At 56.2% G+C, this 26,972-nt stretch carries 36 protein-coding genes; 20 read left to right on the forward strand and 16 right to left on the reverse strand.

Going from position 1 to position 26,972, the window contains the following annotated elements; translation table 11 throughout:
- Positions 1-77: 77 nt before the first annotated feature.
- Together QDX22_RS04415 and QDX22_RS04420 are read right to left on the reverse strand one after the other, a co-directional pair.
- Positions 78-998, reverse strand: coding sequence for a GNAT family N-acetyltransferase (locus tag QDX22_RS04415; protein ID WP_279718069.1), 921 nt, complete (start codon positions 996-998; stop codon positions 78-80).
- A 52-nt stretch (positions 999-1,050) separates the two neighbouring features.
- Positions 1,051-2,391, reverse strand: a complete 1,341-nt coding sequence (locus QDX22_RS04420) for a M50 family metallopeptidase (protein ID WP_279718070.1) — start codon at positions 2,389-2,391, stop codon at positions 1,051-1,053.
- Positions 2,392-2,820: 429 nt separating this feature from the next.
- On the opposite strand from QDX22_RS04420, the gene QDX22_RS04425 reads away from it, so the two are divergent.
- On the forward strand, positions 2,821-3,291 hold the full coding sequence (locus QDX22_RS04425) for a GNAT family N-acetyltransferase (protein WP_110098717.1): 471 nt from the start codon (positions 2,821-2,823) through the stop codon (positions 3,289-3,291).
- A gap of 65 nt (positions 3,292-3,356) precedes the next feature.
- On the opposite strand, the gene QDX22_RS04430 is transcribed toward QDX22_RS04425, so the two are convergent.
- From QDX22_RS04430 to QDX22_RS04470, 9 genes are all read right to left on the reverse strand, one after another.
- Complete coding sequence (locus tag QDX22_RS04430) at positions 3,357-3,935, reverse strand: DivIVA domain-containing protein (RefSeq protein WP_136088822.1); 579 nt, start codon at positions 3,933-3,935, stop codon at positions 3,357-3,359.
- 50 nt (positions 3,936-3,985) lie between these two features.
- Complete coding sequence (locus tag QDX22_RS04435; protein ID WP_110101651.1) at positions 3,986-5,119, reverse strand: phosphatidate cytidylyltransferase; 1,134 nt, start codon at positions 5,117-5,119, stop codon at positions 3,986-3,988.
- Between the two features lie 20 nt (positions 5,120-5,139).
- Positions 5,140-5,661 (reverse strand): ribosome recycling factor, encoded by a 522-nt coding sequence (frr, locus tag QDX22_RS04440; protein WP_208392252.1) that lies wholly within the window; start codon positions 5,659-5,661, stop codon positions 5,140-5,142.
- A gap of 156 nt (positions 5,662-5,817) precedes the next feature.
- The gene (gene pyrH / locus QDX22_RS04445) at positions 5,818-6,600 is read right to left on the reverse strand and encodes a UMP kinase (RefSeq protein ID WP_110098721.1); all 783 of its coding nucleotides are present in this window, start codon (positions 6,598-6,600) and stop codon (positions 5,818-5,820) included.
- Between the two features lie 122 nt (positions 6,601-6,722).
- Positions 6,723-7,559: a translation elongation factor Ts gene (tsf, locus tag QDX22_RS04450; RefSeq protein WP_122548786.1), complete on the reverse strand. Its 837-nt coding sequence runs from the start codon at positions 7,557-7,559 to the stop codon at positions 6,723-6,725.
- A 60-nt stretch (positions 7,560-7,619) separates the two neighbouring features.
- Positions 7,620-8,501, reverse strand: a complete 882-nt coding sequence (rpsB, locus tag QDX22_RS04455) for a 30S ribosomal protein S2 (RefSeq protein ID WP_110098723.1) — start codon at positions 8,499-8,501, stop codon at positions 7,620-7,622.
- Positions 8,502-8,777: 276 nt separating this feature from the next.
- A complete protein-coding gene (locus QDX22_RS04460; protein ID WP_279718071.1) occupies positions 8,778-9,542 on the reverse strand; it encodes a response regulator transcription factor in 765 nt (254 codons plus the stop codon).
- Entirely contained in the window at positions 9,539-11,062 is a 1,524-nt protein-coding gene (locus QDX22_RS04465) for a sensor histidine kinase (protein WP_279718072.1), read from the reverse strand. Before QDX22_RS04465 ends, QDX22_RS04460 begins: the two co-directional genes overlap by 4 nt.
- 6 nt (positions 11,063-11,068) lie before the next feature.
- On the reverse strand, positions 11,069-11,479 hold the full coding sequence (locus QDX22_RS04470) for a hypothetical protein (protein WP_279718073.1): 411 nt from the start codon (positions 11,477-11,479) through the stop codon (positions 11,069-11,071).
- A 161-nt stretch (positions 11,480-11,640) separates the two neighbouring features.
- Between QDX22_RS04470 and QDX22_RS04475 the strand changes: the two genes are divergently transcribed.
- Positions 11,641-12,309, forward strand: coding sequence for a M23 family metallopeptidase (locus QDX22_RS04475; protein WP_279718074.1), 669 nt, complete (start codon positions 11,641-11,643; stop codon positions 12,307-12,309).
- A gap of 1 nt (position 12,310) precedes the next feature.
- Here QDX22_RS04475 and QDX22_RS04480 read toward each other — a convergent pair whose 3' ends face one another.
- The 5 genes from QDX22_RS04480 to QDX22_RS04500 form a co-directional block, all read right to left on the reverse strand.
- Positions 12,311-13,435, reverse strand: a complete 1,125-nt coding sequence (locus QDX22_RS04480; RefSeq protein WP_279718075.1) for a glycosyltransferase family 4 protein — start codon at positions 13,433-13,435, stop codon at positions 12,311-12,313.
- A 244-nt stretch (positions 13,436-13,679) separates the two neighbouring features.
- Positions 13,680-15,035 (reverse strand): tyrosine-type recombinase/integrase, encoded by a 1,356-nt coding sequence (locus QDX22_RS04485; RefSeq protein ID WP_279718076.1) that lies wholly within the window; start codon positions 15,033-15,035, stop codon positions 13,680-13,682.
- Positions 15,032-15,439 carry an ImmA/IrrE family metallo-endopeptidase gene (locus QDX22_RS04490; RefSeq protein WP_279718077.1) on the reverse strand — a complete coding sequence of 136 codons (408 nt, stop codon included), beginning with the start codon at positions 15,437-15,439 and terminating at the stop codon, positions 15,032-15,034. Before QDX22_RS04490 ends, QDX22_RS04485 begins: the two co-directional genes overlap by 4 nt.
- A gap of 382 nt (positions 15,440-15,821) precedes the next feature.
- Positions 15,822-16,706 carry a DUF3800 domain-containing protein gene (locus tag QDX22_RS04495; protein WP_279723935.1) on the reverse strand — a complete coding sequence of 295 codons (885 nt, stop codon included), beginning with the start codon at positions 16,704-16,706 and terminating at the stop codon, positions 15,822-15,824.
- 2 nt (positions 16,707-16,708) lie between these two features.
- Complete coding sequence (locus QDX22_RS04500) at positions 16,709-17,305, reverse strand: hypothetical protein (protein WP_279718078.1); 597 nt, start codon at positions 17,303-17,305, stop codon at positions 16,709-16,711.
- Positions 17,306-17,474: 169 nt separating this feature from the next.
- On the opposite strand from QDX22_RS04500, the gene QDX22_RS04505 reads away from it, so the two are divergent.
- The 18 genes from QDX22_RS04505 to QDX22_RS04585 all read left to right on the forward strand — a co-directional run bounded on the left by QDX22_RS04505 (position 17,475) and on the right by QDX22_RS04585 (position 26,900).
- Entirely contained in the window at positions 17,475-17,843 is a 369-nt protein-coding gene (locus tag QDX22_RS04505) for a helix-turn-helix transcriptional regulator (RefSeq protein ID WP_166769920.1), read from the forward strand.
- 166 nt (positions 17,844-18,009) lie between these two features.
- Positions 18,010-18,330: a hypothetical protein gene (locus QDX22_RS04510; RefSeq protein WP_279672972.1), complete on the forward strand. Its 321-nt coding sequence runs from the start codon at positions 18,010-18,012 to the stop codon at positions 18,328-18,330.
- Positions 18,330-18,533 (forward strand): helix-turn-helix domain-containing protein, encoded by a 204-nt coding sequence (locus QDX22_RS04515; RefSeq protein ID WP_122548794.1) that lies wholly within the window; start codon positions 18,330-18,332, stop codon positions 18,531-18,533. Before QDX22_RS04510 ends, QDX22_RS04515 begins: the two co-directional genes overlap by 1 nt.
- A 13-nt stretch (positions 18,534-18,546) precedes the next feature.
- A complete protein-coding gene (locus QDX22_RS04520; protein WP_279587223.1) occupies positions 18,547-18,672 on the forward strand; it encodes a hypothetical protein in 126 nt (41 codons plus the stop codon).
- Between the two features lie 121 nt (positions 18,673-18,793).
- The gene (locus QDX22_RS04525) at positions 18,794-19,246 is read left to right on the forward strand and encodes a hypothetical protein (protein ID WP_122548795.1); all 453 of its coding nucleotides are present in this window, start codon (positions 18,794-18,796) and stop codon (positions 19,244-19,246) included.
- A 15-nt stretch (positions 19,247-19,261) separates the two neighbouring features.
- Positions 19,262-20,062 carry a phage antirepressor KilAC domain-containing protein gene (locus QDX22_RS04530; protein ID WP_279675277.1) on the forward strand — a complete coding sequence of 267 codons (801 nt, stop codon included), beginning with the start codon at positions 19,262-19,264 and terminating at the stop codon, positions 20,060-20,062.
- Positions 20,059-20,268 (forward strand): hypothetical protein, encoded by a 210-nt coding sequence (locus QDX22_RS04535; RefSeq protein ID WP_279723936.1) that lies wholly within the window; start codon positions 20,059-20,061, stop codon positions 20,266-20,268. The genes QDX22_RS04530 and QDX22_RS04535 overlap by 4 nt, the downstream gene beginning before the upstream one ends.
- On the forward strand, positions 20,265-21,197 hold the full coding sequence (locus tag QDX22_RS04540) for a PD-(D/E)XK nuclease-like domain-containing protein (protein ID WP_279718080.1): 933 nt from the start codon (positions 20,265-20,267) through the stop codon (positions 21,195-21,197). Before QDX22_RS04535 ends, QDX22_RS04540 begins: the two co-directional genes overlap by 4 nt.
- Positions 21,194-21,769, forward strand: a complete 576-nt coding sequence (locus QDX22_RS04545) for a hypothetical protein (protein WP_279718081.1) — start codon at positions 21,194-21,196, stop codon at positions 21,767-21,769. Before QDX22_RS04540 ends, QDX22_RS04545 begins: the two co-directional genes overlap by 4 nt.
- Entirely contained in the window at positions 21,769-22,194 is a 426-nt protein-coding gene (locus QDX22_RS04550) for a single-stranded DNA-binding protein (protein ID WP_166769919.1), read from the forward strand. Before QDX22_RS04545 ends, QDX22_RS04550 begins: the two co-directional genes overlap by 1 nt.
- A 423-nt stretch (positions 22,195-22,617) precedes the next feature.
- Positions 22,618-22,809, forward strand: coding sequence for a hypothetical protein (locus QDX22_RS04555; protein WP_122548799.1), 192 nt, complete (start codon positions 22,618-22,620; stop codon positions 22,807-22,809).
- A 24-nt stretch (positions 22,810-22,833) separates the two neighbouring features.
- On the forward strand, positions 22,834-23,262 hold the full coding sequence (dut, locus tag QDX22_RS12070) for a dUTP diphosphatase (protein ID WP_122548800.1): 429 nt from the start codon (positions 22,834-22,836) through the stop codon (positions 23,260-23,262).
- Positions 23,216-23,680, forward strand: coding sequence for a RusA family crossover junction endodeoxyribonuclease (locus QDX22_RS04560; protein WP_279723938.1), 465 nt, complete (start codon positions 23,216-23,218; stop codon positions 23,678-23,680). Before dut ends, QDX22_RS04560 begins: the two co-directional genes overlap by 47 nt.
- Positions 23,677-23,937: a hypothetical protein gene (locus QDX22_RS04565; protein WP_122548802.1), complete on the forward strand. Its 261-nt coding sequence runs from the start codon at positions 23,677-23,679 to the stop codon at positions 23,935-23,937. Before QDX22_RS04560 ends, QDX22_RS04565 begins: the two co-directional genes overlap by 4 nt.
- A 483-nt stretch (positions 23,938-24,420) precedes the next feature.
- Positions 24,421-24,621, forward strand: a complete 201-nt coding sequence (locus QDX22_RS04570) for a hypothetical protein (protein WP_122548804.1) — start codon at positions 24,421-24,423, stop codon at positions 24,619-24,621.
- On the forward strand, positions 24,614-25,360 hold the full coding sequence (locus QDX22_RS04575; RefSeq protein ID WP_122548805.1) for a hypothetical protein: 747 nt from the start codon (positions 24,614-24,616) through the stop codon (positions 25,358-25,360). The genes QDX22_RS04570 and QDX22_RS04575 overlap by 8 nt, the downstream gene beginning before the upstream one ends.
- Positions 25,318-26,589 (forward strand): replicative DNA helicase, encoded by a 1,272-nt coding sequence (locus QDX22_RS04580; protein ID WP_122548806.1) that lies wholly within the window; start codon positions 25,318-25,320, stop codon positions 26,587-26,589. The genes QDX22_RS04575 and QDX22_RS04580 overlap by 43 nt, the downstream gene beginning before the upstream one ends.
- Positions 26,589-26,900 carry a hypothetical protein gene (locus QDX22_RS04585; protein ID WP_122548807.1) on the forward strand — a complete coding sequence of 104 codons (312 nt, stop codon included), beginning with the start codon at positions 26,589-26,591 and terminating at the stop codon, positions 26,898-26,900. Before QDX22_RS04580 ends, QDX22_RS04585 begins: the two co-directional genes overlap by 1 nt.
- Positions 26,901-26,972: the final 72 nt, after the last annotated feature.

The raw sequence follows: 26,972 nt of genomic DNA on the forward strand, positions 1-26,972 counted from the left end.
CTCAGGTCGAAGCACATACTTCTCTCACTGTAGCCGAGTTTGTCCGGTATGGAGAACAGTGCAGGGCGCCGAAACGATCAGAACAACACCGTGGCGAACTCTCCGGTAACCTCGAACCCCACGTTACGGTAGGTCTTCAGCGCCGCCACATTGAAATCGTTGACGTAGAGCGAGACGACCGGGGCTAGGGTCAGGCTGTGAGCGACCACCGCTGACATCAGAGCGCTGGCCTCACCGCGACCACGCAAATGCTCGGGGATCCACACACCTTGAATTTGAATGCAGTCGTTGGTGACCACCCCCAGGTCTGCTTTGAACAGAACCTCTCCCCCGATTCGGCGACCGGGGGTCTTCACCAGGCACCATCCGGATTCGATCAACTGTCGGACCCGGGCTCGGTAGGAGTTGGGGCTGTCCTTCATCGGTGAGTATCCGAGCTCTTCTGTGAACATCTCCACGGCAGCGGGAAAGACCGTGTTGAAGTCACCAGCTTGGGCGACCCGCACGTCGGGGTCGACCGGTACCGCAGAGAGGCTCCGGGTGGTCATCAGCGGTTGTGACGTTCGAATGGCGCGGGGTTGTTGTAGCCCATACGACAGGCTAGACCAGATTCCGTGCACCGCGTCCCGCGGCCCGAAGATCGACCCATAGCGTCGGCCCAAGCACCGGATGGCCATGCCCAGGATTTCTCCATAAAATTCATTGACCGCGACCGGGACGATATTGGACCCAACCCACACCGCACACCGGAGCTCATTCGGATCGCGTTCGTCATCGATACCCAGAAATAGCCCGCGATGCAGGTCACGTCCAGGCCCAGCACCACGGCCGCCGTCGAGCAACGATTGGACATAGCAGTGAGCCACCGGGTCGCTGGCAACCAGTCGGGATAAGGCCTCGGTGTCGTCGTCGGAAAGGATCCGAACCATATCGCCGGTGGTCCGAGACAGCTGGTCTTCGGTGTCCAATAGCCAACGCATCTGCCGGGCAAATCTCATCTCTGGTATCCCTTCGACTGATACGAACGGCTCAAGGTGGTTCAGGCAGGCGCTAGTTGAGCGTCACCGGTTTGAAGATATCGGCCACTATCAACAGTACGCCCATGCCTAACAGGGCCACCGCAACGACGTAAGTCAGGGGCAATAGTCGTGAAATGTCGAAGGTAGGCGGGCGTGGTCTACCCCGGAGCTTGGCCCAGAGTTTGCGCCCACCATCCCAAAGCGCACCCACCACATGGCCACCGTCCAAGGGCAAGAGCGGAATCAGGTTGAAGGCCATGAGGGCAATATTGACCCCGGCGATCAGCGAGACCAGCATGGCCACCCGGTCCTGCAGGGGTATCTCGTCCATGGCTGCCGCCTCGCCGGCAATGCGACCGACTCCCACCACCGACATCGGACCGTTGGGGTCACGTTCCCCGTCGGTAATCAGCACTTGGGCGGTATCCCAAAGCCGAACCGGCAAGACTACGATCACGCGGAAGGTGGCTTCCAATTGCTGTCCAATGACCGGGAAGGTCTGGGTGACCGGTTGTTGCACTCGTTCTACCTGCGATCCCATTCCCACGAATCCGACCTGGTGCGTGACAAGGTCGCCGGATTCGTCGGTTTCGGTGCGTCCTAGGTCGTCGACCACCGGGCGTTCGGTCAGCACCGGGGTAATCTCGGTGTCATGTTGTTGTCCGCCGCGCTCGTAGGTCATGGGCGTGGGGTCTCCGGCTCGTTGTCGGATCAAGCCGGTGAGTTCGTCCCAGGATTCCACCGCGACCCCGTTGAAGGAGGTAATCGTGTCACCGGGTTGTAGTCCGGCGGCGTAGGCCGGCCCACCTGGGTCATTGTCGTCGCATTCGGCGATCTCGTCCTGGGTGGCCGCGACTTGTACTGCCTGCACACACCGGTAGACCTCAGAAACCGTGGTGGTGGCGGTGTTCACCCCGAAGCTAGTGATTAAAATCCCGGTCAGAACCACCGCAATCAACAAATTCATCGCCGGACCGCCCAACATGATGATGATCCGTTTCCATACCGGTAGCTGGACGAACAACCGGTTCTCATCTCCGGGGCGAATCTCAGCCGCGGAGATCTCCCGGGCCTGTTGGGACATTTGTTGGAAGACGCCGGTCGACGAGGTTTTCGGCTTCTCGCCCGGGGCTTGGGGCGGGTACATCCCGATCATGGCCACGTAGCCACCCAGGGGAATGGCTTTGACCCCATATTCGGTCTCGCCACGGCGGATGGAGAACAGTGTCTTTCCAAAACCCACCATGTACTGGGTGACACGTACTCCGAAGAGTTTGGCCGGAACCAGGTGCCCGATCTCGTGCAACGCAATAGAGAGGATAATCCCCACGGCAATGGCCAAAACACCGAGGGTGAAAGCCAAAATCTCCACGGAGTACTCCTCTCATTTCTCATTGGGTTGTTTCTCACAAGGTTGTCTGCACGCGCTATCCAAGGGATAGTTCACCGGCCTATTATGCCGGTCAAACCTGTGAAGTGGGCTCGGATGAACGGTTGAATCCTCGTCGAGGCAGTGCTAGAGGCACAATGTCATCAGCTAGCACAGCCGCCAACTCCGCGACCACACACCCCCTAGCGGAACATCGCCGTCCACCCGGCCGGGCCGACCACGTTGAGTTCCTCAGACGAGGCAAGCGAACACCATCTGATGCGTGCCCGGCTGTGCTACCAGAAGACAGTTGTACCGCATTGGCCCAAGAGCTCGCGCCCAACGTGAGTGCTGTGCGGTTTGCAGGATCGGCACATCCCACGGTGGAAGAATGTAGAGTGGTGGGACTACCAGAGACCAGGAGGCAGTTGCATGATTCTTCGTGAGGTACGGACCGAGGACCTCGATGAGTTCTTTGTCCACCAGCAGGATACCTTGGCCAATCTGATGGCCGCCTTTGCGCCTCGCAATCCCCAGGATCGTGGCGTCTTCGATTTCCACTGGAATAGCTTGCTTCACGATGAGAACACCATCGTTCGCACCATCGAGGAGAACGGTCAGGTGGCCGGTGCGTTGATCTGTTTGAACATCGACGAGATTCCGGAGCTGTCGTTCTGGACAGCCCGGGAGTTCTGGGACCAGGGCATCACCACTGCGGCGGTGGACCAGTTCCTGGAGGATTTCCAACAGCGCCCCATCCGCGCCATGGTTCCGGCTGACAACGCCGGGTCACAGAAGGTACTCACCCGACGTGGTTTCGAAAAGATTGGTGAAGAGCAGTCCTTCTCAAATGCTCGCGCTGAGATTATCACGGAGGACGTGCTAGAGCTCAACCAACCCTAACCAGTCCTTGCGCCTGGTGGTTGCCTGGCGATCAGCTGGGACTGGGTCATGCCTTGATCAACCTTCTAGCTGAGGTTGATCAGCAATTCGATTCCAGCTTGCACAAAGGCATCAACCTCGGCCTCTTCGTAACCCTTCTTACCTTTAGCGGCGCGGAAGGTCGTGGCTCGAAGCTGTTGGGCAGTGACCGTATCGCGATCGGTAAAGTGAGCAAAAAGGGTCTCACATACCGCGTCGACATCTTCAACACGGTAGCTGATGGCCTTTGATTTCTTGGGGCGACGGAAACGTTCCCCGGCTGGGCGCTGAAGGCGACCCATCAGTTCCCGGATGGAGTCATCAAGGTAGCTGTTCCACGCTTCCAGGCCATGGCTCTCAATAAATTCATCTCGTTCGGCCCGTCGGAATGCGTCCTCGAGACGGTCCAAGACCTTGTCGACCTGATGGGGTGCATACCCGCCTTTGACCGCGGCGAAGGAGACATCACGCACGTCGTTGGCCGCCATGAATTCATTCCCGTCATAAGCAGAACGCGCCCGCGCGATAAATTCATCAACCTGGTTCGGCTGGTAACCATAGGCTTTTTTCTCCACCCGAGTAAAAGGAGAACTCTCGTGCTCGGTTCGTGCAGCCCGTCGGCCCATGGTTGTATCCTTCCTGACGGATGTGAGTTGCTCGGTCATCTACTCGTAGCCTAGGGCAAAAGAACCACGAACAGCGCGAACGCCACTGGAGCACCAAAAACGAGGGAGTCCAACCGGTCCATCACTCCCCCGTGCCCGGGCAACGTGTTGCCCATGTCTTTGACACCGAGATCGCGTTTGACCATCGAGGCCGCAAAATCGCCAGTAGTGGCTACCACGACCATGACGAGGCCGACAATCACCGACCGCCAGACTTCCAAGTCAAGCATGAACCAGCCAGCCCCAATCGAGACCAGGACGGCTCCGACCAAAGAACCCGCGAAACCTTCCCAGGATTTTTTCGGTGAGATCTGTGGCGCCATCGGGTGTTTGCCAAACAAGGCTCCGACGATGTACCCGAAGGTGTCATTGGCAACGACGGCCAATAGGAACAATGCGACCATATAGTTGCCCTCGGGCTCCTGCATCAACACGACCCCGAACGAGAGCATAAAGGGGACCCAAAGCACGATGAATCCGGTGGTCATTGCCGCGGCTAGGGGCCGGTAGGGATCACTGACTACAGTCCAAAACACCGCAAGGATCATCGTCCCGAACAGGGCGAACACCATAGCGTCGATGCCACCAAAATACGCCGAAATGGGCATCGCAAGGGCCCCGACCCAGAGCGGTACCAAAGGTACCTCAATCTTGTAGGGGCGATACAACCGGGACATTTCCCAAGTGCCCACCAGCAACAGGAGTGAGATGAGCACCATCACCACCACGGGAACCCAGAAGATCCCGATGATGGCTGCGACGAGCAGAACCGCACCGACGGCAATCGCTGCCGGAAGGTTACGACCAGCCGTCGATTGTTTGGGTTCTTCTAGCTCGGCTGGACGTTCCGAGACGGTGGTAGGTGCCACCATGGGATCGTTGTCAACGTAGGTGGCGGGCTCGGCTGTCTCGGGGTCTGTGTCATTGGACTCACCGCGTTCAGCACCAACCGTCTCGGGAAGAGCCCGTTGGTGCTCGATTTCGGCTTGGGCGGCTTCCAGAGCCTTGCGTTCTTTCCGGGTTTGGGGAATGATCCGGCCGGTTTCCGGGTCCCGGACCAAATTCTCGAAGCCCTCAAGCTCGGTAATAACCGGCTCCTCACCTGGTGAGGATCCGGTGTTGCCTGTGGGGTCTTGTTGGCTCATGTGGTGCACGTTAGAGGTGCTTAGACCTCCATGAGGTCCTGTTCTTTGTTCTTGGCCATCTCTTCAACCTGGTCCACGTACTTACGGGTCAGGTCATCAAGTTCTTTCTCACCACGTTTGCCTTCGTCTTCGCCGATTTCGCCGTCGTTAACCATCTTCTCGAGGGTTTCTTTGGCTTTGCGACGGGAATTACGTATCGAGACCTTGTGATCTTCGGCCTTTGATTTAACCAGCTTCACATATTCGGCTCGACGCTCAGCGGTCAACTCCGGCATGACAATCCGGATCACTTTGCCGTCATTGGAGGGATTAGCTCCCACCTCGGAGTCAGACAGGGCTTTTTCGATCTCACGCAGGGCGGATACGTCATAAGGTGCAATCAGCAGGGTACGGGCATCCTGTGCGGTGAAGGAGGCAAGTTGTTGCAAGGGGGTGGGAGTACCGTAGTAGTCGACCAGAACCTTGGCAAAAAGACCAGGTGTGGCTCGACCGGTGCGCACCGAGGCAAAGTCCTCGGAGGTGGCCTCCAGGGTTCGTTCCATCGCGGCCTTGGCGTCATTGAGTACTTCGCTGGTCACGGAATCTCCTTCAACATTATGAACTTGCCCAACCGGCTCCGGTTGGGCGAACTTAATCGCCTGATTACCATCTTAGGACAGCTTAGGTGCAGTCACCGTCGTGTTGATACGGCGGGGCGGTTATGACTCCACCGTAGTACCGATGCGTTCACCGAGCAGTGCTTTGGTGACGTTACCCTTTTGCTCCATGCCAAAAACCATCATTGGCAAATTATTATCTTTGCACATCGTCATTGCGGTGAGATCCATCACTCGGATATTTCTCATGATGGCTTCGTCGTAGCTGAGGTGGTCAAAGAGCTGAGCATCGGGGTTCGTCTTGGGATCGGCCGTGTAGACACCGTCCACACCGGACTTGGCCATGAGCACCTCGTCAGCACCGACTTCTAGGGCCCGTTGGGCCGCGACAGTGTCGGTGGAAAAGTACGGCAGACCGGTACCGGCGCCGAAAATTACCACACGGCCTTTTTCCATGTGTCGCACCGCGCGCTGAGGAATGTACGGTTCAGCAACCTGTGACATGTGAATCGCAGACTGAACCCGGCAATCCACGCCAGTTTGCAACAAGAAATCCTGTAAGGCCAGGGCATTCATCACAGTGCCGAGCATACCCATGTAGTCGGCACGCCGGCGTTCCATGCCGTTCTCGGATAGTTCGGCTCCACGGAAGAAATTACCGCCTCCGACAACGATGGCAATCTGGACCTGGTCAGAGGCCGCCGCAATTTGTTCGGCCACGAACCGAACCGTTGTGGGATCAACCCCCACGGAGCCACCGCCGAAGACTTCACCGGAGAGTTTCAAGAGCACCCGACGCCTCCGGGTCGAAGGGTCAGATTCTGCAGATCTCGGCCCATCTTGGAGGCCTCCGGGAATATTAATAGCCGGGGTGGGTTCGGTCATGGTCTCCTCCTGCAATGGTTCACCGGATCTGAACGAAGTCAGCGATATTAATGAAAAAGTTTGGGGCAGTCAGAAGGGGTGAACACTTAGTTATAAGTGTTCACCCCTTCTGCTGTTCATGCTTAGGCGCCGACGCGGAAGCGTGCGAACTGCACGGCTTCGGTGCCGGCTTCTTCCAGTACCTTACCCACAGTGGTCTTGGAATCTTTAGCGAATGGCTGATCCACCAGCACGACATCCTTGTAATAGCCGTTCAATCGACCATTGACGATCTGCTCCATGGCCTTTTCCGGCTTGTTCTCAGCACGAGCGGTGTCCTTAGCCACGCGACGCTCATTCTCAACGGTTTCGGCCGGAACTTCGTCACGGGTCAGGTAAGTCGGAGACAGAGCTGCAATGTGAACTGCAACGTCGTGAGCTGCTTCCTGAGCCTTCTCGTCATCGGTGGAGACAGCCATGAGCACACCGACCTGGGCTGGCAGGTCTTTACTGGTCTTGTGCAAGTATGCGTCAACGTACGCACCGGAAACCCGGGCGACACGACGAACCGCGACCTTTTCACCCAGGGTGGCAGCCTCCTCGGTGACGTATTCGCCCAGGGTCTTACCATCGTACTCAGCGGCCAGCAATGCCTCAGCGTCATCGGCTCCACTGGAAACGGCGACCTCGAGGACGTTGTTAGCCAGATCGATGAACTTCTGGTTCTTGGCCACAAAGTCGGTCTCGCAGTTGATCTCGACCATCACGCCTTCGCCGTCGTTGACAGTAGCGACGATCAGACCTTCAGCAGCGGAACGACCTTCACGCTTGGTCGCGCCCTTCAAACCCTTGATCCGAATGATTTCCATGGCTTTCTGGGCGTCGCCTTCGGCTTCATCCAGGGCCTTCTTGACATCCATCATGCCTGCACCGGTACGTTCGCGCAGGTCCTTGATATCAGCGGCAGTGTAGTTGGCCATTCAGTAATCCCATCCTTAGGTTTCTGAGTTATTGGTGGTGAGTAGGTCGAAAGGTCAATCTCACTCGGAGTCAGTCTGAGACTGAGGTGCTGGCGCGGTAGCCTGATCCTCAGTCGTGGCCGGCTGCGTTGCGGTCTCGGCGGGTTGCTCGGCCTGTGCCTTCTGTTTGGTCTCAGTCTGTTCACCGAGGAGCAGGTCACGTTCCCACTCAGCCATCGGCTCTTCACCGCCGGCCTCTCCCTGCTTGCCCTGATTGCGTGCCAGTAGACCATCGGCCACAGCGTCTGCAACCACGCGGGTCAGCAATGCCACTGAGCGGATCGCGTCGTCGTTGCCCGGAATCGGGTAGGTGACTTCGTCCGGATCGCAGTTGGTGTCGAGGATTGCGACCACGGGAATGCCAAGTTTCTTGGCCTCGTCCACAGCCAGGTGTTCTTTCTTAGTGTCAACGATCCAGACCGCAGAAGGGGTGCGACTCATGTTGCGGATACCACCAAGGTTAGCCTGCAACTTCTGCATTTCGCGCTGTAGCAGCAACAGTTCCTTCTTGGTGTGGCCGGACCCGGCAACATCTTCGTAGTCGATTTCTTCCAGTTCCTTCATGCGATTGACACGCTTAGAAACGGTCTGGAAGTTCGTCAGCATACCGCCAAGCCAGCGGTGGTTGACGTAGGGCATCCCGACCCGGGTTGCCTGCTCAGCAATGGCCTCCTGGGCCTGCTTCTTGGTTCCTACAAACAGGATGGAACCGCCGTGTGCCACGGTTTCTTTAACGAAGTCGTAGGCGCGGTCGATGTAAGACAGCGATTGCTGCAGATCAATGATGTAGATGCCGTTGCGCTCGGTGAAGATGAAACGCTTCATCTTCGGGTTCCAACGGCGAGTTTGGTGTCCAAAGTGAACACCAGAGTCCAGCATTTCACGCATCGTAACGACGGGCATGTCGCTCCTTTACCGTCAGCCTTCGCGGCCTGCGCCGAGGCTGACATTTTTCTTGTCTATCGGTTACTTAGCACCACAACCGGTTGGTCGGCGCTCCTGGCACGACGGCGGTTTCCCGACACAACACCAGCACCCCGTGATGGGGACCGAAGGGGTTATGTTGTCTGACTAGACACTCACATCGTGCGCGAAGTCAGTACCATCGCAGGCTGCTTTGCCGGCCCGGATACTACTGCTTGTATCAGCATACCGTATTTTCCCGTGGCCCTAACCGCGTCAGGAGCGACCATGCCAGTGTTTTTCCTCCACGAGCCGATAGCCGATTCCCCGCACCGTTTCGAAGCGCTCCGCACCGAGTTTATTGCGTAAGTACCGAACGTAGACGTCGACCACGTTGGAGCTACCTGTAAAGCCCTCGCCCCAGACTCTACTCAGTAACACATCTCTGGTGAGCGCCTGCCCGGGATTGCGGAAGAATAATTCTGCCAGGGCGAACTCGCGCGGTGAGAGATCAACCGGCTTGCCGTCCACAGTGACCAAATGTCGGGTGGAATCGATAACGACTTCGGCGTGACTGACCACGTCGTGATCTTGTGCGTCGTGGACGGTGTTGCCGGCATGGGGCGAAGCGGTTGGCTGATCGTGCGAGGCGCCCGCTACTTGCTCACGGTTCTCCCGGTCTCGAAGTCGCAACCGGATGCGAGCCACCAGTTCGGGGAAACGGAACGGTTTGGGAACATAATCGTCGGCCCCGGACGTCAATCCCTGGACAGTCGCTGCCCCAGAGGTTCGTGCTGTGAGAATAATGACAGGAAGATCCGAAAATCTGAGTCGAATTTGTTCAAGAACCTCGAAGCCATCCATATCTGGCAGTCCCAGATCGAGGATGATCAAATCCCACTCTTCGGTGCGCACCAGCGCGAGACCCTTGGCGCCGGTGTCAGCGACTACCGGGTCAAATCCCTCAGCCGACAGACCGTTGAATACAAAATCCGAAATACGTGGCTCATCTTCAATCACGAGAATACGGGCTACTGTCATTCGGTGCTCTCCTGACGCGAGGAACTGGTGGTGCACAAGGTTTTGCCTGAGCCGGAGGGATAGGGCAATGACATCGTAAAAGTCGATCCGACATCGAGCTGAGACCGGACAGAGACCACGCCACGGTGTGCACGAACTATCTCTTGAACAATGGTCAGTCCGAGCCCGGGCCCTTCGGTGCCGGAAGCGTTACGGGCTCGACCGAAACGTTCGAAGATCGTGCTCAGATCGTCGACGGCGATCCCCGCACCATAGTCAGTAATCCAGAGATCGAGGCTACGGTCGAGAACCTCGCCACTGTCTAAGCGCTCGACCAGGCGCGAGCCCAGCGTGATTTCACTATCGGGTTCAGAGTGTTTGACGGCATTCTCGGCGAGTTGTAACCACGCTTGAGTGATGCGGTGTTCATCTAAGGGATAGATCACGTCGGCGGTTTCGGCTACGCTCCAGGTACGCGTGCCCAGCTGTTCGGATTTTCGGGCGACATCATGAGTCAGCGTGGCTACGTCTACGGGTATCGGTTGCACGAAATCTGGGCGGTTTGAGGTAGCTAGCGTCATTAGGTCTTCAGTGAGCCGGGTGGCTCGTTCAAGCTCGTGCAGAGAAATGTCGCGTACTCTCTCCACGTCGTCGGGATTGTCACTTTTCATCAGTTCCAAATTTCCCTGAATGATGGTCATCGGGGTACGAATTTCGTGACCCACATCGTCGAGTAGCTGTCGTTGGGACGAGAAACTGTCTTGAAGACGATCGAGCATGGCATTGACGTCTTGAGAGAGACGAGCAACGTCATCGTCACCAGTCACCGGCGCTCGGCGATCAAGGTCCTCGTCGGACGAGATCTTGGCCGCGGTGGCTTGAAGTTGCCGGAGTGGTGCAAGAAGTCTGCCAATCAGCACCCAACCGGCAACAGCGATCAATACGACCACCACGCCAGCGGTAATGCCGAAAGTCATAAAAGTTCGGTTGACTTCCTGCAGGCTTGCTCGCTGGTCTTGTGCAACCACCAATACTGACGGCTCGGGGTCTTCAGAAAAAGACACCGGAATGGAGACCACCCGGTACGTAGTCAGCTCGGTCCGCACGGTTTCCAACGTTACCGCGGTGAATTCTGCTGATTGAACGCGACGTTCGAGCAAGGACACGAGTTCTGGGTCGTGTTCCAGGCGGGTGGGCACAGATTCATGAGCGGTCCAGACCACCCCGTTCCGGTTCAGGCCCAGCATGCCTTCATGGGCTTCGGGCATGTGCCGCGCCATGGCTACGTAGATCAGCTGGTCTGACTCGTTAAAGGGCTCTCCCGTTTCAGGGTCTACACCCTGTTCGGCCAAAATACGCACTTCGTGAACGGTTCGGGTCAGCCCGTCGTCCATGCGCTGAAGATAGGCGCCACGCTGCAAGAGATAGGACAATGCCCCCGTCAGGCTCAGCGCTAGTAGGGTCATGGCGATCAAAAACAGCACCACTCGGGTGCGGACCGAGAGCCGTTTCCAAGCTGGTGCTTGCTGCTCTTTGTTCACGCTGGCCTAGTCGTCGTCATCATCGTCCTCATCATCCCCGTCTTCATCGTCGTCATCATCATCGTCTGGCTGGTAGGGCGAAGGTGCCGGTGGGCCAACGTTCTTCGGGCTCACTTCGTTTACTTCGGTATTGCCGGGCGTTTCTGTTGGCTGAGCTTCGGACGAGGGGTTCTGAGAAGAACCGGTGATCTTAGATGAGGTCGCGGGCACGGGTCCAGATGATTCGTCGGCGACGGCTTGGGATGGGCGGTGTTGAGAGGAGGTGGGGGTCTGATTCACGGAAATTGGAGGACTGAGTTCCACCTCATCCGAGCCACCAGAGAGGTTGACCCAGAGCATGCCCAAACCGATGATCACGGCGACCAGCGCTACCGCCGACCCACCCCATAGCAGGGCTGTCCTTCCACCTGTTGACATGATGCCTATTCTGTCGTTTTTTCGTGAGACCTCAATGAGAATGTGCGCTCACCGTGTCCTCATCATGACATATCTACGCTCTCCCGGGGAACAAGACTTTCCTCATCCACAGTTCCCTTTCTTGCTGGATCCAAGTACTGGTGGCGGACGATGCTACGGATATGACGACGACACAACGTTTTTGTTCCGAAGTTCCACGGCGAGACCAACGTGCTCCCGGGCGTCGTGAAATCGGCAGACGACTCCTTGGGCTACTCGCGGTGATCTGGCTGATGGGGTTGTTTCCGGCTGCGACGGTGCTCGCCACTCCCCACTACTCCCCTGTGTCGAGATCGCCTCTGACTGTGGTGCCAGCAGACACTCAATGGGACCCACCGGTTCCCGGCGCGAGTCCGCAGGACATTGTCACCAGTTTTGATCCACCGACTGCCCCGTGGTCCGCTGGCCACCGTGGGATAGATCTCGTTGCTCCATCGGGCACCGTGGTCGCTCCCGCTCACGGGCGGGTGACGGTGGCTCAGAAAGTGGTGGACCGACATGTCGTGACAGTTGAGCACCCCAATGGTCTGTTGTCATCGTTCGAACCGGTGGTGACCGAGCTCGAGGTCGGAGAAACGGTGCAGACCGGGGATGTCATCGGGGAGATTGAACCGGGCGTGGACCACTGTGATGTTTCGTGCGTGCACTGGGGGGTGCGAGTTCCCGATGGATGGCGCATTGGCTCGACGCTTCGAGATCGCTATATCGATCCGTCATTGTTGCTGGGATGGCAACGGCCGTCGGTGTTATGGCCACTCGACCATGATCCGCCGGTCGCGCCGGAACACTGAGTCACGCACCGCGGCGACGCTGGTCATGAACGCGGTAAGCCAGATCGATGAGTCGACGGGCCGAATCCTCCCAGCGGTAGCACTGAGATTGCTCTCGCGCTGCAACCGAGGCCCGCGCGAAGTGTTCGGGCTGGTTGAGTAGGATAGCGGCCTGTGCAAAGTCAGAGAGCCAGTCAGAGTCCTGCAGATCGATAAAGTGGGCGTGCGGTCCCTCCCCAGCGATATCCCGGAATATCTCGATATCGGAAACAATCACCGGGGTTCCTTCTTCCATTGCTTCGGCCAGCGGCAAGCCGAAACCCTCGGTACGAGACAATGTCACGAGGGCGGTGGCAGTACGCAAGAGCCGGTGATATTCCTCTTCGGATGTACCGTGATGCAGGATCACCTGTTCGGACCCAACCCCGGCCTCAGCAGCGACAGTAGCCAGTTCTTCTTCCCGTTGTGGTGAAATTTTGGACAATAGATGTAGCCGATACTCAGGGAGTTCTGCCATGACCCGGACGAGGTCGTTGACATTTTTGTAGTCCATGAACGAGCCCATATAGACCAATGATTTATCCGGTTGCTGGTGTGGATCACGGGGCTGGGAAACCTCATGGGCCGCATTGGAGATCACGGTGATGGGACGAGTGGTTAGCCGGTGTTTGCGCATGAGCCGTTGCGTGGTACGCGACACCGTCGCCACGGCATCCGCTCTGTTCAGCACCAGCCGTTGCGGCCAGTAGGCCAGGTGATAGAGTCGCCACAGTCCACGCACCGGGGCGGGCAAATCATGTGGCGGGGTGCGGTGTTGATAATAAATCAGGTCGTGCAGGGTGAGAATCAGCCCGTAGTTCCTCCCCCACGACCCCATGGTCTGCATAGGGGAAAACACCACATCGGGTTCTAATGCGTTGATCCGTCGAGCAATGAATGGTTCGGCCGGAGACGTCGGTGCGGGCATGAGCTCCCACGGGACATTATTGGGCAGGAGCTTGAGCTGTGCGGTATCGCTGATGAGCATGGAAACAGGATGCTGGGCGGCCACCGCTTCGATCAGGGAGGACCCGTACCGAGAAATCCCGTCGTGGAAATCGGTGCGGGTGTATCGAGCGTCCATCACCAGCCTCAACGTTGTGGTCATGGGCTTCCTTCCCTCGATGACGTTCTCCCCACGAAAAGGTACCTGGCTCACACCTGATCAGATTGGTTGCCTGGTGGGATGGCAATTGGTAGGGCGTGTGGGACTTGAACCCACGACAAAAGGATTATGAGTCCGTGTCAACCCATTTCACGTGGTTACACTACCACCCAAAACCGCACCATTCCGCGAAATTTGTTTCACTGACATGCAGGCGTGTTCGGGCTTGTTCCACCTGTGGTTCCACCTACAATCCCCTAGCTTCACGCCACGCATCCAACCCCACCACATTCCCCTCAGACGGTGGTGGCGAGGACGGCGCAGGCGCTAACAAGGCGTCAGCGACCCGGTCCACCGCATCCACCCGCAGCTCATCCAACACGTGCTGATACCGCTTCAACATCGAAACCTGCGACCACCCCATGATCTCCATGACCACCCTGGGGTCCACGCCCTCCACTAGCAGCATGGTCGCCGCCGTGTGCCGCAGGTCTTTCACCGTCCCGGTTGTCACCCCAGCCTGCTTCAACAGGTCCTTGAACAGCGCCCAGTCCTCACGCGAGTTTGGTGGCCGCCCGTTGCGCTGTTTGAACACCAGGTCGTACTCCTGACCGTCTGGGGCAGTCCAGGTCGCCCGGTGGCCGTCTTGGACCTCCCACACCCGGTGACGCTCCCGCTGCTCCAACAACGCTCGATAGATCACCTCTGGCATGGGCAGCCCGCGGATACTTGTTTCGGTCTTCGGCTCCCCCAAAAATAGCCCACCACCAAACCGTTGTGGGCAATCCGCGCCACGCCGCTTCCCGCACGAAGGACCACGCCTCGACTCAGCACACCCGTGCTGCCAGGTGAGCCGATACAGTTTCCGGTCCACTCTGATCCGCTTCTGCTCCAAATACACCCGGTCCCAGGCCAAGCCCAGCACCTCTGACTGGCGTGGACCCAACAGGGTGCCAATAAGCCACCTGGCCGGATTCTCACTATCCTGGATCACCTCCAACAGCCTCTTGGCCTGGGGCACGGTCAACGACTCCCCCGACCTCGACATGTTCTGCGACCGCAACGCCTTCGGCACCGTCGCCAAGTCCACCGGGTTATGTCCCAACACGCCCCGCCGCACCGCCATATCTATCCCCTTACGCAGAATGTTATGGAATTGCCGGACCGTGGAAATTGCTAACCCGGCGTCGCGCATCACCCGGTACTGGCGCTCCACATCCTCCGGTACCAGACGCGCTAACCCGATCTTGCCCAACCTGGTTTCGTCCACATAGGTTCGGATCTTCGACCTGTAGCCCTTCAGCGTCACCGGATCCAGGTCCTCTGCTAACTCTCGTTTCTGCAGATAATGCTCCATCCACGCCGACAGTGTCATGCTGGCGTCCACGGTGGTGACTCGGCCGGCCTCATAATCCCGCACCAGCCGGGCAATCGCCCGCCTGCACGCTGTAGCAGACTCTGCGGTCACGGTGCGCCGGTTGCGGGCGCCGTCGGGCTTGTACCCGAGCATGACCGTGGACCGCCACACCCCGGGTCGGACTTCTTTGGGCTCGGACCCCTCCCCATCGAGCCGTTTACGTTTCTTCTGTGCGCCCTTGCTCATAGTGTTTTCCCTATCTCCGCGTTAATGCTGCCTAACCGTTGCTGTTGTTTGAAGGTCAGCCCGTCCAACCGGTCCTCTAACACCAGCCGAGTCACCTGGAGTTCGTCGGCGAGTTCATCAATCGTGGTAGCCCACCGCCAAGACTCCTCCAAGGTCTCGAACGGTATGAGCAGTTTCGCGGTGAGTGCCCGGACGCGTGCTTCGACAAGGGGTGGTTGGCAGGTGGTGTGCCCGCATGCGATGTGGACGAGTTCGTGCATCACCGCGCACCGGTACTCGGTTTGATTCATCCGGGGGTCAACCCAGATGTGAGTGCCATCGGTGGCGGCGGGGATATGGTCGGCTGGTCTACGGTGGATCACTCTGACATGGGGCGCGAAGGACTGAAGAATTCGTTCAACCATGCCCACCATGCTGGCTGTTAGCTAGGACACGATAACAGCAGCAGCAACCAAAATTGTGTGACCGCGCGGCACCCAAAGTGTTATACTGGGGTCACCGAGGCCCTTGGCGCGAATAGTCGCCGTATGGTTGGCGTTCCCACAATCGTGGGATAGCACCAAGGGCCGACTTTTTATCTCGTGAAATTCCAGTACGTGCCCTGCGGCTGCACATGCAGTTTCCTGCTGTTGCGTCCTATTGACCGCACGGTATCCAAGATGTCATACTTAAAACAGGGAGAGCCCTTGGAAGGGACGCAGGAGTCAGCCGGAGCCGCGTACGCGGATCACTCTCTGAAACAATGGGAGAAACGCCCTCCTGGTCCCTCCCAGGGGCTCTCTTTGTTTATGCATCCTTGTGCTCAAGAAACGTAAGCCACCAAGGGCTCCCATACATATCTTGAGCGGACGCGGTTGGCAAAAATTTGATTCCATAACCACCTACTTCCCCTCGGTAATTTTGATGCACTTGTTTTGCGATTCCAAAAAGATGCTGAGGCTTGCTGCGTCGAATGGCTGCATCAAAGATCCCCGAATAGACGTCAGCTAACTGCAAACCATCAAACTCGTGTTGATGTCGCCAAGTCACCGGCCACAGGATGTTCTCCCATGGGGTCGGAAATTTAGGCGGCCCAATGGCCGTGTCTTCCAAATATCTCTTGGTCTCCTTATGATCCACGCCACCGACCACCCCAAACCTGGTCAACGCTACTCGCTGCCCTCCGGGCCACCCTGCAGCTACCCTGGCAATACGCTCTAACAAGAGCATCGAAGCGTATTTGTATGCCACGTCAGGGTTCTTTCGCATGTGCGCATCTTTGTACACATTTGGTTTATCCATAACGACATGAATGGCTCTGATAGCAGGGAGTTGTGACAGTTTGTCAACCAGGAAATCCCGTTTCCAGGCCTGACCAGGCCTGTCGCGGAAGTGTCTTACCCAGTGCATCGTTTTCCTAATTTTCAGGGCGTATCGTAGGCCACCCACCATGTACTTCATGTCTCGGTCAAACTCTTCGGGGATGCACACAGCAGTCATGGAGAAAAAGTTACTTTGCCGATTTCTCGAGAAATTTCGATCCCCGGATTCGTCGACGTATACGTGAAGCTTTGGAAGTCGACGACACACTGCTGAGGTTGTTAGCTTCCCATTTTTGTCCCATTCGAGATTCCGTGGGTTCGAGTAAACCGAATTCGGGATGTCGCTAACCTTCATTGAAAACTTCTCCATGGTTAGCGCTCGCCCTCCTCATCCTGGTTTTCTTCGCCGAGCCCATCAAAGAACTCATCGTCCTGATCAGCTTGGATCGGCATGTTTGGGTGTGCCGCTAAGAATTCTGGATCCAGCGACGGGATCTTCTGTTCAGACTCAGAACTTTGGGTGTCATTGTCCGGGCTATCGACAGCACGGAGGTCTGGGCGGTTGGGTTCTTGGGCTCGTTTGCGGAGTTCATTTCGTAGCCTTTCAATCTCACGATTGGTTTTCAGAAAGGCACGTGCCGCATAAATCAGAGCTTCACGCTGGTCTTGGTCCAGTTCATCAACATCTGGTGGGAGTTGGTCTGCGAATTTCGCGGCCACATATTTACGGCCTGCAGCTTCATACACCCGCTCTTCGGAGAGGCCGGCCAGGAAGGCCAGCGCTTCGAGAGTTTTTGCCTGCGGCTTGGACCGGTAGATCCCTGCCACGATTCGGTCAAAGGTAGTTGGTGACATGGTCTTGCCAGCGCGCTCAGCGATTCGTTGCATCTGTCGTCCGCCGACGCCGTCGTGGCGTTGCTGGGCGATCAGCGCGATGTCTCGCAGTGATTCGTTTTGGCTCGTGCTCATGTCCTCAACTTTCCCGGTACTGGTACTAGTAATACCAGCGCAAAGTGAAAAGTAATTATTACCAGGTCGGCTACTTCCCTTGCATTGTATGGCATCCACGGCCATTAGTAATACTTGCAGTGCCAATTGCGGCATGCTACAGTTGTTTTCACCGAAGAAAGAGGGCACAATGGTTTATACACAGCAACCAAGAGTTACTCCACTGAAGAAGAAGTGGAGCCGACCAAAGGAAAGAATTGCAGGGCACACCTACATGAAAGTACGCGACTATGAGCTCATGAGAGAGCTCAGAGAAGAGCAGGGCCTAACGCAAACCCAGCTAGCGGTTCTCTCGAAATGCAGTCAGGCCACGATTAGCGCCATCGAGAACGAAAACCTCACGACGATCAGTGTGGACCTTGGCACTCACCTGGCTTACTGGTTGGGGCGTCGTCCGCGTGAACTTTTTGACGAGTTCGACGACCGTGAAGTTGCTGCGGTCAAAGTGAAAATTGATACACGCCGCACTCGTCACCGTAAAGCGGAGCCAGCAGCATGACAACACCGAAAAGCGGCCTAGGGCTTCTAGCTTCCGCATATAAGGCCACGTTTGGCAGCGGACTGGTGACCGACTTTGAGTCGGTTGTCGCTGTCGCCTATCAAAAGATTGACCCCCACCGTGCCGGGTAGGGGCCAAAACAGTCAACTCGAAAAAGGAGTATCTGATGTCTACTTTACCACTTGAATATGCCACCGAAGCCAGAGATACGTACATCCGAAGCGCACGGGCTCGGACTGTTGTGCTTCACCAGCTCAACGATGTGCGTCGTGACCCGGCCGCGCTTGCCTCCTCGGGCGTGACGACCGAGGAGGTCCAAGCCGCATTTGAGACGGTATGGAAGGTCTCCGCGTTCTATGAATCCAAGCTCTGGCTTGAGGCCAACGAGGAACGCAAAGCCAACGACCGGATTGTTGAGCCGTTGCGGCGTGCAGTGTCTGGTGACGCCTCCCCGGTAGCGCCCCTGCCTGACGAAGAGGACGACTGATGACCGCCACCCTCTCCCCTGATCTGCTTGAGGTTCGTTGCTACACGGTTCGTGAGGTAGCCGAACACCTCGGGACCTCCCCCGGGTTTGTTTATAAGGAGATCCACGCTGGACGTCTCACCGCCGTGAATCTTGGGACCGGTAGCAAGTTCCGTGTTCGCCACTGCGACCTCATCGAATATCTCGATTCCCATGCCCATTAAGAGGAGCACCACCATGACTGAACCTATACCTACTGATGGTCTGGCCGAGATGCTTGAACGGTTTCAGAAACAGGGCGTGGACTTTCAGACCGCGTTCAACATGATGAACCGTCAACTCGGCGGTAACTTCCCCGCCTAACACTTAGGCAAAACTCTCTCTCATTATTTCACGCCGCCTTTTGGCGTACCCAGGTTCTAAGTCCGTGCCACTACTGGGGTGGTTTCTCGGCAAGCAAATGCTGAAAGGAGCGTCTATTGGCATGTCCAAAAATAGTTCAACTGGGTTCTGGGATGTTTACCGAACCATAAAAAAGACCGCTAAACAAGAGGGTCTGAAGCTGTCGTCCAAGAAGGTTTTCAATATCAGCAACTATTACATGCGGTTACTTGAGGATGCCGTTAAAGAGGATGAGGAATTGCAATGCGATTTTGATCCGACGACGTATAAGGATCCGACTGGTGATGCGGCCGTCAAGCATTGGTTCCGGTTGATGGCTAGAAGTTTAGTCACCCAGGCAATACGTGCGTCGATCTGTAGCGCGGCAATGGTCACGGATAAAGGCATCGTCCGGTGTGACCAGCCCGCCGTCCACGTTCCTGGTTGGGACACGGACAACCCGGTCTGTGAGCACCACATGGAGCAATTAACGAAAAATAACTACCACAGAAAAAAGAAGAAGCCCGGTTCGGGAACACCGGGCATTTTGGTTTAAGAAAGGAAAACCAAGATGCAACATATTATACCGCATACTAACGAATCACCATTTGATGCGATCAAGCAGACCGACGAACACGGTAATGAGTGGTGGTCAGCACGTGACCTGATGGAAGTCATGGGTTACCCCACCTGGCAACACTTCCGTCCAGTGATTGAACGTGCTATGAGCGCATCAGCGAATCAAGGTCACACCCCCGAAACCCTTTTCAAGGTCAACCGTGAAAAGTCTGGTGGCCGTCCACGTGAAGACTATTTGATGCCACGGTTCGCTTGCTATCTGGTCGCCATGAACGGCGACCCGCGAAAACCAGAAGTTGCTGGCGCTCAGTCGTATTTCGCGATTCAGACTCGTGTTGCTGAGACTCAGATTCCTCAGCAGATTGAGATGTCTGAGGATGAGATCTTGCATCGGGCATTAGAGATCTCTGCTGGCCGGGTGAAGGCTCTGGAAGCGAAGGTTGAGCAGGACGCCCCGAAAGTTGATTATCACGACACGTTTGTTGCTGATGAGGACCTGCTGTCTTTCCGCACTGTGGCGAGTGATTTGAAGATCGGTGAGCAGCAATTACGGCAGATGTTGATGGGTGCTGGATGGATTTATGCTCAGCACACTTCACGTTGGTCGCAGTCGAAGCAGAAAAAGATCCCGATTACCCGGTATAGCGCGTATGCGGAGAAGAAGAACTGCTTCCAAGCCGTGCTGCATCATGATGTGCCGCGTTTCCGTGGCGAGGTGATGCACACGTTGAAGATCACTCCGGCTGGCGCGTCTGCTATTGCACGTCTTGTGGAGAGAAAGAAGGCAGCATGAAAGGAAACAACCTAATGGGTGAGATTGAGCAGATTATCGAGCGCATGGAGCAAGGGGAGATCAGCCGAGCGAAGGCGGAAGAGCTGATCCTTTTCGCACAAGAACGTGAAGACGACGCTAGACGGCGCCGGATAGACACAACCGTTGACCGGGAAAGACGGCGCCAACAACGCTCACCCAAACTATTCGACCAGGAAACACAATGAGCCAATGGACAGAATCCTCGACCCCAGCATTCGTAACCGCAACCAACAAGCCGAAGCAGACGACGATCCCAGAAAAGAGCACGGATATGACCGAGATAATTCATAACTTGCCGGCAGAAGAATACTTTGCTAACCCAGCATTCGGCAGCACATCAATACGATATTTATCTGACCCAGAAATCAGCCTCCAAGAAGTCAAACACCTACTCGAACACGACGAGCACAAGAAAGAGTACGACGTCGGCACGCTGGCTCACGCACTCATTTTGGAAGGCTCAATGGATCACCTCATCGTAGAGGTAGATGCCAACGACTACCGGACGAAAGCGGCACGAGAAGCACGAGACGCCGCCTACGCCGCAAATAAGATCCCAGTGAATAATGCGGAATGGGCAACCATGATGGAACCAATTCATGGGATGCAAGCCGCCGTGTACCATCACGACATTGCGCGTGATCTACTCACCGACCATGCACCAGAAGTCAGCCTGTTTTGGGAGCAATCCGGTGTACCAATGAAAGCCCGTATCGACGCGTTGCATGAGGGTCGGAAGCTCGCAGTGGATTTGAAAACGGTTCGTTCAGCAAGACCAAATGACTTCAAACGACAAATCTCCGACCTCGCCTACTACGTTCAAGCATCCCACTACCTCAACGGATTAGAGACTGTCACCGGAGACAAGTACGACTGGTTATTCGTGGCAGTCGAGAAATCAGAACCGCACGTGGTCTCAGTTCATCGCATGAGCCCAGACGCACTCACTGAAGGCTCTATTCGCATTGGTCATGCCATCGACCGCTACAAGGCCGCACAAGAGCGCGGGTGGACTGGTTATGAGGCAATCTTCACCCAAGAACTAACCCCCTGGGAATCCATGAAAAATGAGTCCCTGCTGGATGACGAAATCTTTATAGGAGGTGCAGCATGAATGTGGATATCAGTGGCACCATAGTCGCAAAATCTGACCAAATCAATGCTTCCGACATTACCCAGCCAACGATCATCACCATCACCGAGGTGAAGGTCAAAAAGGGTGACGACCAGCCAGTTTGGATCACCGTGGCTGAATACCCTAAACGCTACTTCAAACCCGGCCTGACTGTACGCCGGATTATTGCCCACCTATGGGGTAACGACGGTTCGGCATGGGTTGGCCGGCAAATCGAAATCTACAACGATCCGACCGTGAAATGGGCAGGCCAAGAAGTCGGCGGGATTCGTGTCTCGCGCATGAGTCACATCGAGAAACCAGAAGTATTGGCTCTGCCTGAGGGGCGCGGCAAGTGGAAAGACTTCTATGTTGAACCACTCCCCCAACAACCGCAGCAACAGCCTCAGCAGTCCCCACAGGCTGCCCCTGATTGGGATGAGGCGATCTCTGACTGCCAGGGCAACACTGACGATCTGCGGGCCTTATGGACGCAAGCACAAGAAACCGGCGCCCCACAAGAAGTCCTCAACAAGATTCAAGCAGTAGCACAACAAGGAGACCAACAGTAATGGCGAACGTCAGTTTTCGAGGCAATGTCGGCAAGGTGTTCGGCCTCAAGCGTTCCCAAGACGGCAAACCGCGCTTCCAGTTCAGCGTTGCGGAAAGTCATGGCCGGTTCGACCAGCACAATCAATGGCAAGACACTGGAACGACATGGTGGAACGTGACCGTATTCGGGAAACAGTCCGAGAACCTGGCAGACATTATCCAGGAAGGCCAGAAGCAACAAGTCGTGGTTACTGGGCGCTCGCAAACTCGACGGTACGAGCACAACGGTGAGCAGCGCGAATCATTAGACGTTGCGGCTGATCATGTTGGGTTAGTCCACCGGGCTAACCAGCCTCAGTCGTCCCCTGCTGCTAACTGGAACAACGCGCCAGAAAACGCATGGGCAGGTGGCGGACAACAGCAAGGTGGCAACCCTCCTTTCTGACCCGTAGCACTACGAATTAGTCAAGACACCTTTTCGGGTGTCTTTTTTATTACCCAAGGCCCGGTCAGACGCATTGTTTGGCCGGGCCTCACTTGCACCTAGGAGACCAATGACGAATACCACCCTTGAATGGCGGGAGCAGCCCAGCAGAGACTCAGCAGACTGTCAGCGCGGTTGCTGCAAAACAATCTACAACGTTTGTTACGCCCGATACCAGTGCCGATGCCATCAGATTGCGGTGCTCAAATGATCTGGTACTGCGGGCCAGCTTGTGAGCCCCTCGTGAAATTCTCGACCTCCGAAGAAAAGGAGCTGGCATGAATGTTGAATTCATCCCCGCCTTCTCATGAAGGACGGGGTTTGTATTTTATGCGAAGACTACCACTGGCAAACAGAAATCTTTTCACAACTTAAGGACAACAAATGACCAACCCGCAGAAACCTATTGACCCTGCGTACAGCCTGAAATCTGCTGAAACTATCGGGGAACACGTGTCTCAGATCGCCATCGACGGGATGGGCGAATACGCCGTATTCACCAACACAAACCCCGAACTTTTGGCTCAACAACTCAGAGACATCGCAAACCACATCGAAGAAGAAAACCAGCCATGACCCACACGCCTTCGAGGAGAGCCCATGCAGTTACCAATTAAAAAGTTAAACCCGGACGCGAAACTTCCAACACGTGGCTCAGCCGATTCAGCTGGGCTTGATTTATATGCGCTAGGGTCCACCAGGATCGCGTCAGGAGCACGCGTAGCTGTCCCAACAGGTATTGCAGCATCAATACCTCACGGGCACGTTGGGATGCTGTTTATCCGGTCAGGACACGCACTAAAACACGGGTTGTCCCTCGCTAACGGAACCGGCGTTGTGGACGCAGACTACCGTGGCGAAATTATGGCAGTCGTCCATAACACTGGCATGCAACCGTACACCATCCACGACGGTGAACGATTCTGCCAACTCGTAATCCAAGAATACGTTCACGCCCTTGTGGTCGAAACCTACTCGATGAGTGGCACAGACAGAGGGGGTGCCGGTTTTGGGTCAACAGGTCAATGAACTCAGCATGGACCGGGTGACAACTTCAAATGACAAGATGACTGAATACGAGCTGTTTGTGACGGCCCCACATGAAGGAGGCAAGCCGTTATGGATAAACGCGAATCAACGCCAACACTGGGCCGTGAAAGCAAAAAACACGAAGCTATGGCGCCAAGCAACAGCACTTAGAGCGCGTCAAATGAAACTCCCAACAGGGCTAAAACGCGCTCACATCACCGTGCACGTCCACAAGAGCAACAGGCGCACCTACGACGTACACAACCTCTACGGAACAGCAAAAGCCGCCATTGACGGGCTCATTGACTACGGCGTCCTGCCAGATGACACGAATGCTCACCTGACCGGACCAGACATGCGAGAAGGCGATCCACGACCCATCGCAGGAATCACCATCACCATCAAGGAGACGACATGATCAACTTTATTTACCGCCTGAAATTCAAAGGCGCCCTATCAGCAACGAAGACAGTGCGTCTGTCAGAGCTTCGGGAGTACGTCAAATCGTTGGAACACCTGGACGATGACCAGATCATTCAGCTAGTTGATGACGCTGTGGAAGCGCACACGCCAGTGAACGACTCGAAGTCAACCGGCAATTCAATCGGCATCGCCTTGCACTGCGAGTCCTTCCCACCCCGTGACCACCTTGGCAGATTCGCCAAACGGAAATAAGCACACACCATATTCAAGCTGACCGCCCAATGAGGCGGTTGTTTTGTTTAACAGCTGGGGTCAGCACACGTTGGCCCCAGCTACCTTACCTAAGAGGCGTTTATGTCTCACGAATCATTCCACTCCCGCGCTGGCGATTACTTCGGGACCTGTCCTGTGACTGGCAAACGCGGGTACACCAGCCGCAAACAAGCACGCCGAGCCAGACAAGGCAGTGGTCACGTCCACGGTAACCCCTACAAGTGCCGACACTGTGGACTTTTTCACCTCGGCAGGTACAAGGCAGCGAAAACCCGCGACGAATACCGGGGCATGGTTGATCGGGGTTATGTTCACGTGAACACCGCGAGGAAAGAGCTCGGGGTCAGTCTGAACGTCTTGTTGCTTGCCCTCGACCACCTGGGCGTCACCCCAGAAAACAGCCATATACCTGCCAGTGTTCTACACCAACTCAAACAGCTCACCTACCGGTGAGGAGCCAACATGAGCCGCGAAAAGTACAACCTAAAACTCAGCGTTGACCTAGACGACAACACCACATTTGGAGACATCAGGAAATTCGTAGAAGCACTCAAGGGAATGCCAGACGACATGCCCACATTCTTCGCAAACGAAATGTCAAACGAAGGACCAGAACTACTCGGATACCTAGACCAAGCGCAGGAAGGACTCAGCAATGGCTAAGATGCGCGGGATCAAGCCGGAGACTTTCACTGACGACAAGATCCTGCAAATCTCACCATTAGCACGCTGGCTATTCATCGGCATGTGGACTCAAGCGTGCGATAACGGGCACGTCGAAGATAACCCGGTGCAACTCAAAGTCCGGTTACTTCCAATGGATAACTGCGACGTGAAAGAGCTTGTTGATGAGCTAGTCAATATCGGGCTGGTGAAGCGGATTGAAGGACACTTGTCGATCCCGAACCTTCCTCATCATCAGAAGATCGACCGCAGATTCTTAGTTTTCTGTGAAGCGTGTGAGTTCGACCCTGATGTGAAGTTCTACCCAAAAGACAAGCTGGCACGCTCACCGAGCAAACGACGTGCAAGCAAGGCGGAAGACGAAGGTAAAGACACCCGCTCGTCGGGCGCTCGTCGTGCACTCGTCGATGAAGGTGAAGGTGAAGGTGAAGGTGAAGGTGAGAGAGGCGCGCAGTCCAAGCCTTCCCGCAAAACCCGCATCCCAGACGACTGGGAACCTACCGACTCTCACAAGAAGCGTGGGGCAGAGAAGAACCTGAACCTCGCAGAAGAAGCTGAGAAGTTCAAGAACTGGGCAATAGCCAATGACCGTAAATACGTGGACTGGAACCGGGCGTTTAGTAACTGGCTGATCAACGCACGACCTCAACCCTCAAGATCTTCAGGGGATGACTCATGGCACAAACTGATGAACTGGAACAAGCAGAACTCGGCCTGATCGGGGCAACACTCAACAGTGCTGGACGAGCGTTCACCGAACTGGACTTTGACCCGACAGACTTCCGTCACCCCGTCATGGAACAAGTCTGGCGGGTCATGCAGAAAATGGTCCAAGACGGGAAACCAGTAGACCAGGTGACACTCATACACGCTCTAGCGAACAGTGACATGCCGGTAGAGCCATCGCTGATCCACAAGGCTGTAGAGGTCGCACCATCCCCTGCTTCAGCGAACTACTACGCGGGCATCGTCGCTGAGCACGCGGCCCGTAGGAGGCTAGCAACCGTGGGCCGGTCGATCATCGACCTAGCAGGCCAGCCCGGTAGCGTGGACGCGCTCATCGATGAGGCGAGAAAAAAACTCGACAACACGACCCGCGTGAACATCACTAGCCCGGTTCAGTACGTGTGGGAAACGATGGGCGACACGGTAGCAACGTTCACGGAGGGTGACACGTTCATTGAGACCCCGTGGCCGTCCTTGAACCGGATCATCGGCGGGCTAAGGCCAGGAGCGGTATACACGGTCGGCTCAAGGCCAGGTGTCGGCAAATCCGTGTTGGGTATCGAACTAGGGTTAGTGATGGCACAACACGGCGGTGTTGCGCTGTTCAGTCTTGAGATGTCCCAGGATGACGTAAACAAGCGGATTCTGGCTAATCAGAAGCAGATACCGATGAACCGGCTCATGTCGCCGTCTGAGCTCACGGACGTCGATTATCGGAAGATCGCGGAATGGCGTAACGAGTTCAGGCGGCCTTTCGCGGTGAATAAGTCGCCGCAGGTCACCATCGGGGAGATACGCCGGTTTGCCAGGAATGTGGATCGTCGTGACCCTCTGGCCGGTGTCGTGGTGGACTATCTGCAACTGATGGGGCAAGCGCCGAACGACAAGCGGGCCAGGCAGGAGTTTGTTTCCGACATGTCCCGGAACCTGAAATTGCTAGCTATGGAACTCGATGTGCCCGTGGTCATGCTCAGCCAGCTCAACCGTGAACTTGAAGGTAGAAATAACGGCATGCCGAAACTCTCCGATTTGCGCGAGTCGGGGTCGATCGAACAAGACAGCGACGTGGTACTGCTCCTCCACCGCGACATCGTAGACGAGGGGAAAGCTCACGAACTCCAAATGATCGTCGCCAAAAACCGCCACGGCGCACCAGGAGGACTCACACTCGACTTCGCAGGCCACTACAGCAAACTCAGAGAACCACATGGAGGATTCTAATGACCACTTTTCGCGACAACGGCGGGAAACTCCCGGCAGGACTCGACTACTTCCACAACCTACTCAGCCCGCCAGGACCATTCATGAGACTGCTCAAACATAAACGTCGGCCCATCGTCAAAGTGCGACGCATCTGGCGCGGACCAAACCCCATCACTGGGCAAACATTCTCAACCTGGTATTGGCAATGCAAACTATGCGACCACCACATGAACCCCCGCGACGTTGGCAGCACCTACTACGGCGAACTCTGCTTCACCTGGGCCGACGCTCAGGCCGACGCCGCCGAGGACCTACCCGGGGCGGCCTGACACACAGGAAATCACCGAGGACCTGTCCACAATCCTTGACACAGCCCAGCCTGCGTAGACCTCATCCACCAA

Origin of the sequence: Auritidibacter ignavus, assembly GCF_029853775.1 — a bacterium.
Classification (GTDB): Bacteria; Actinomycetota; Actinomycetes; order Actinomycetales; family Micrococcaceae; genus Auritidibacter; species Auritidibacter ignavus.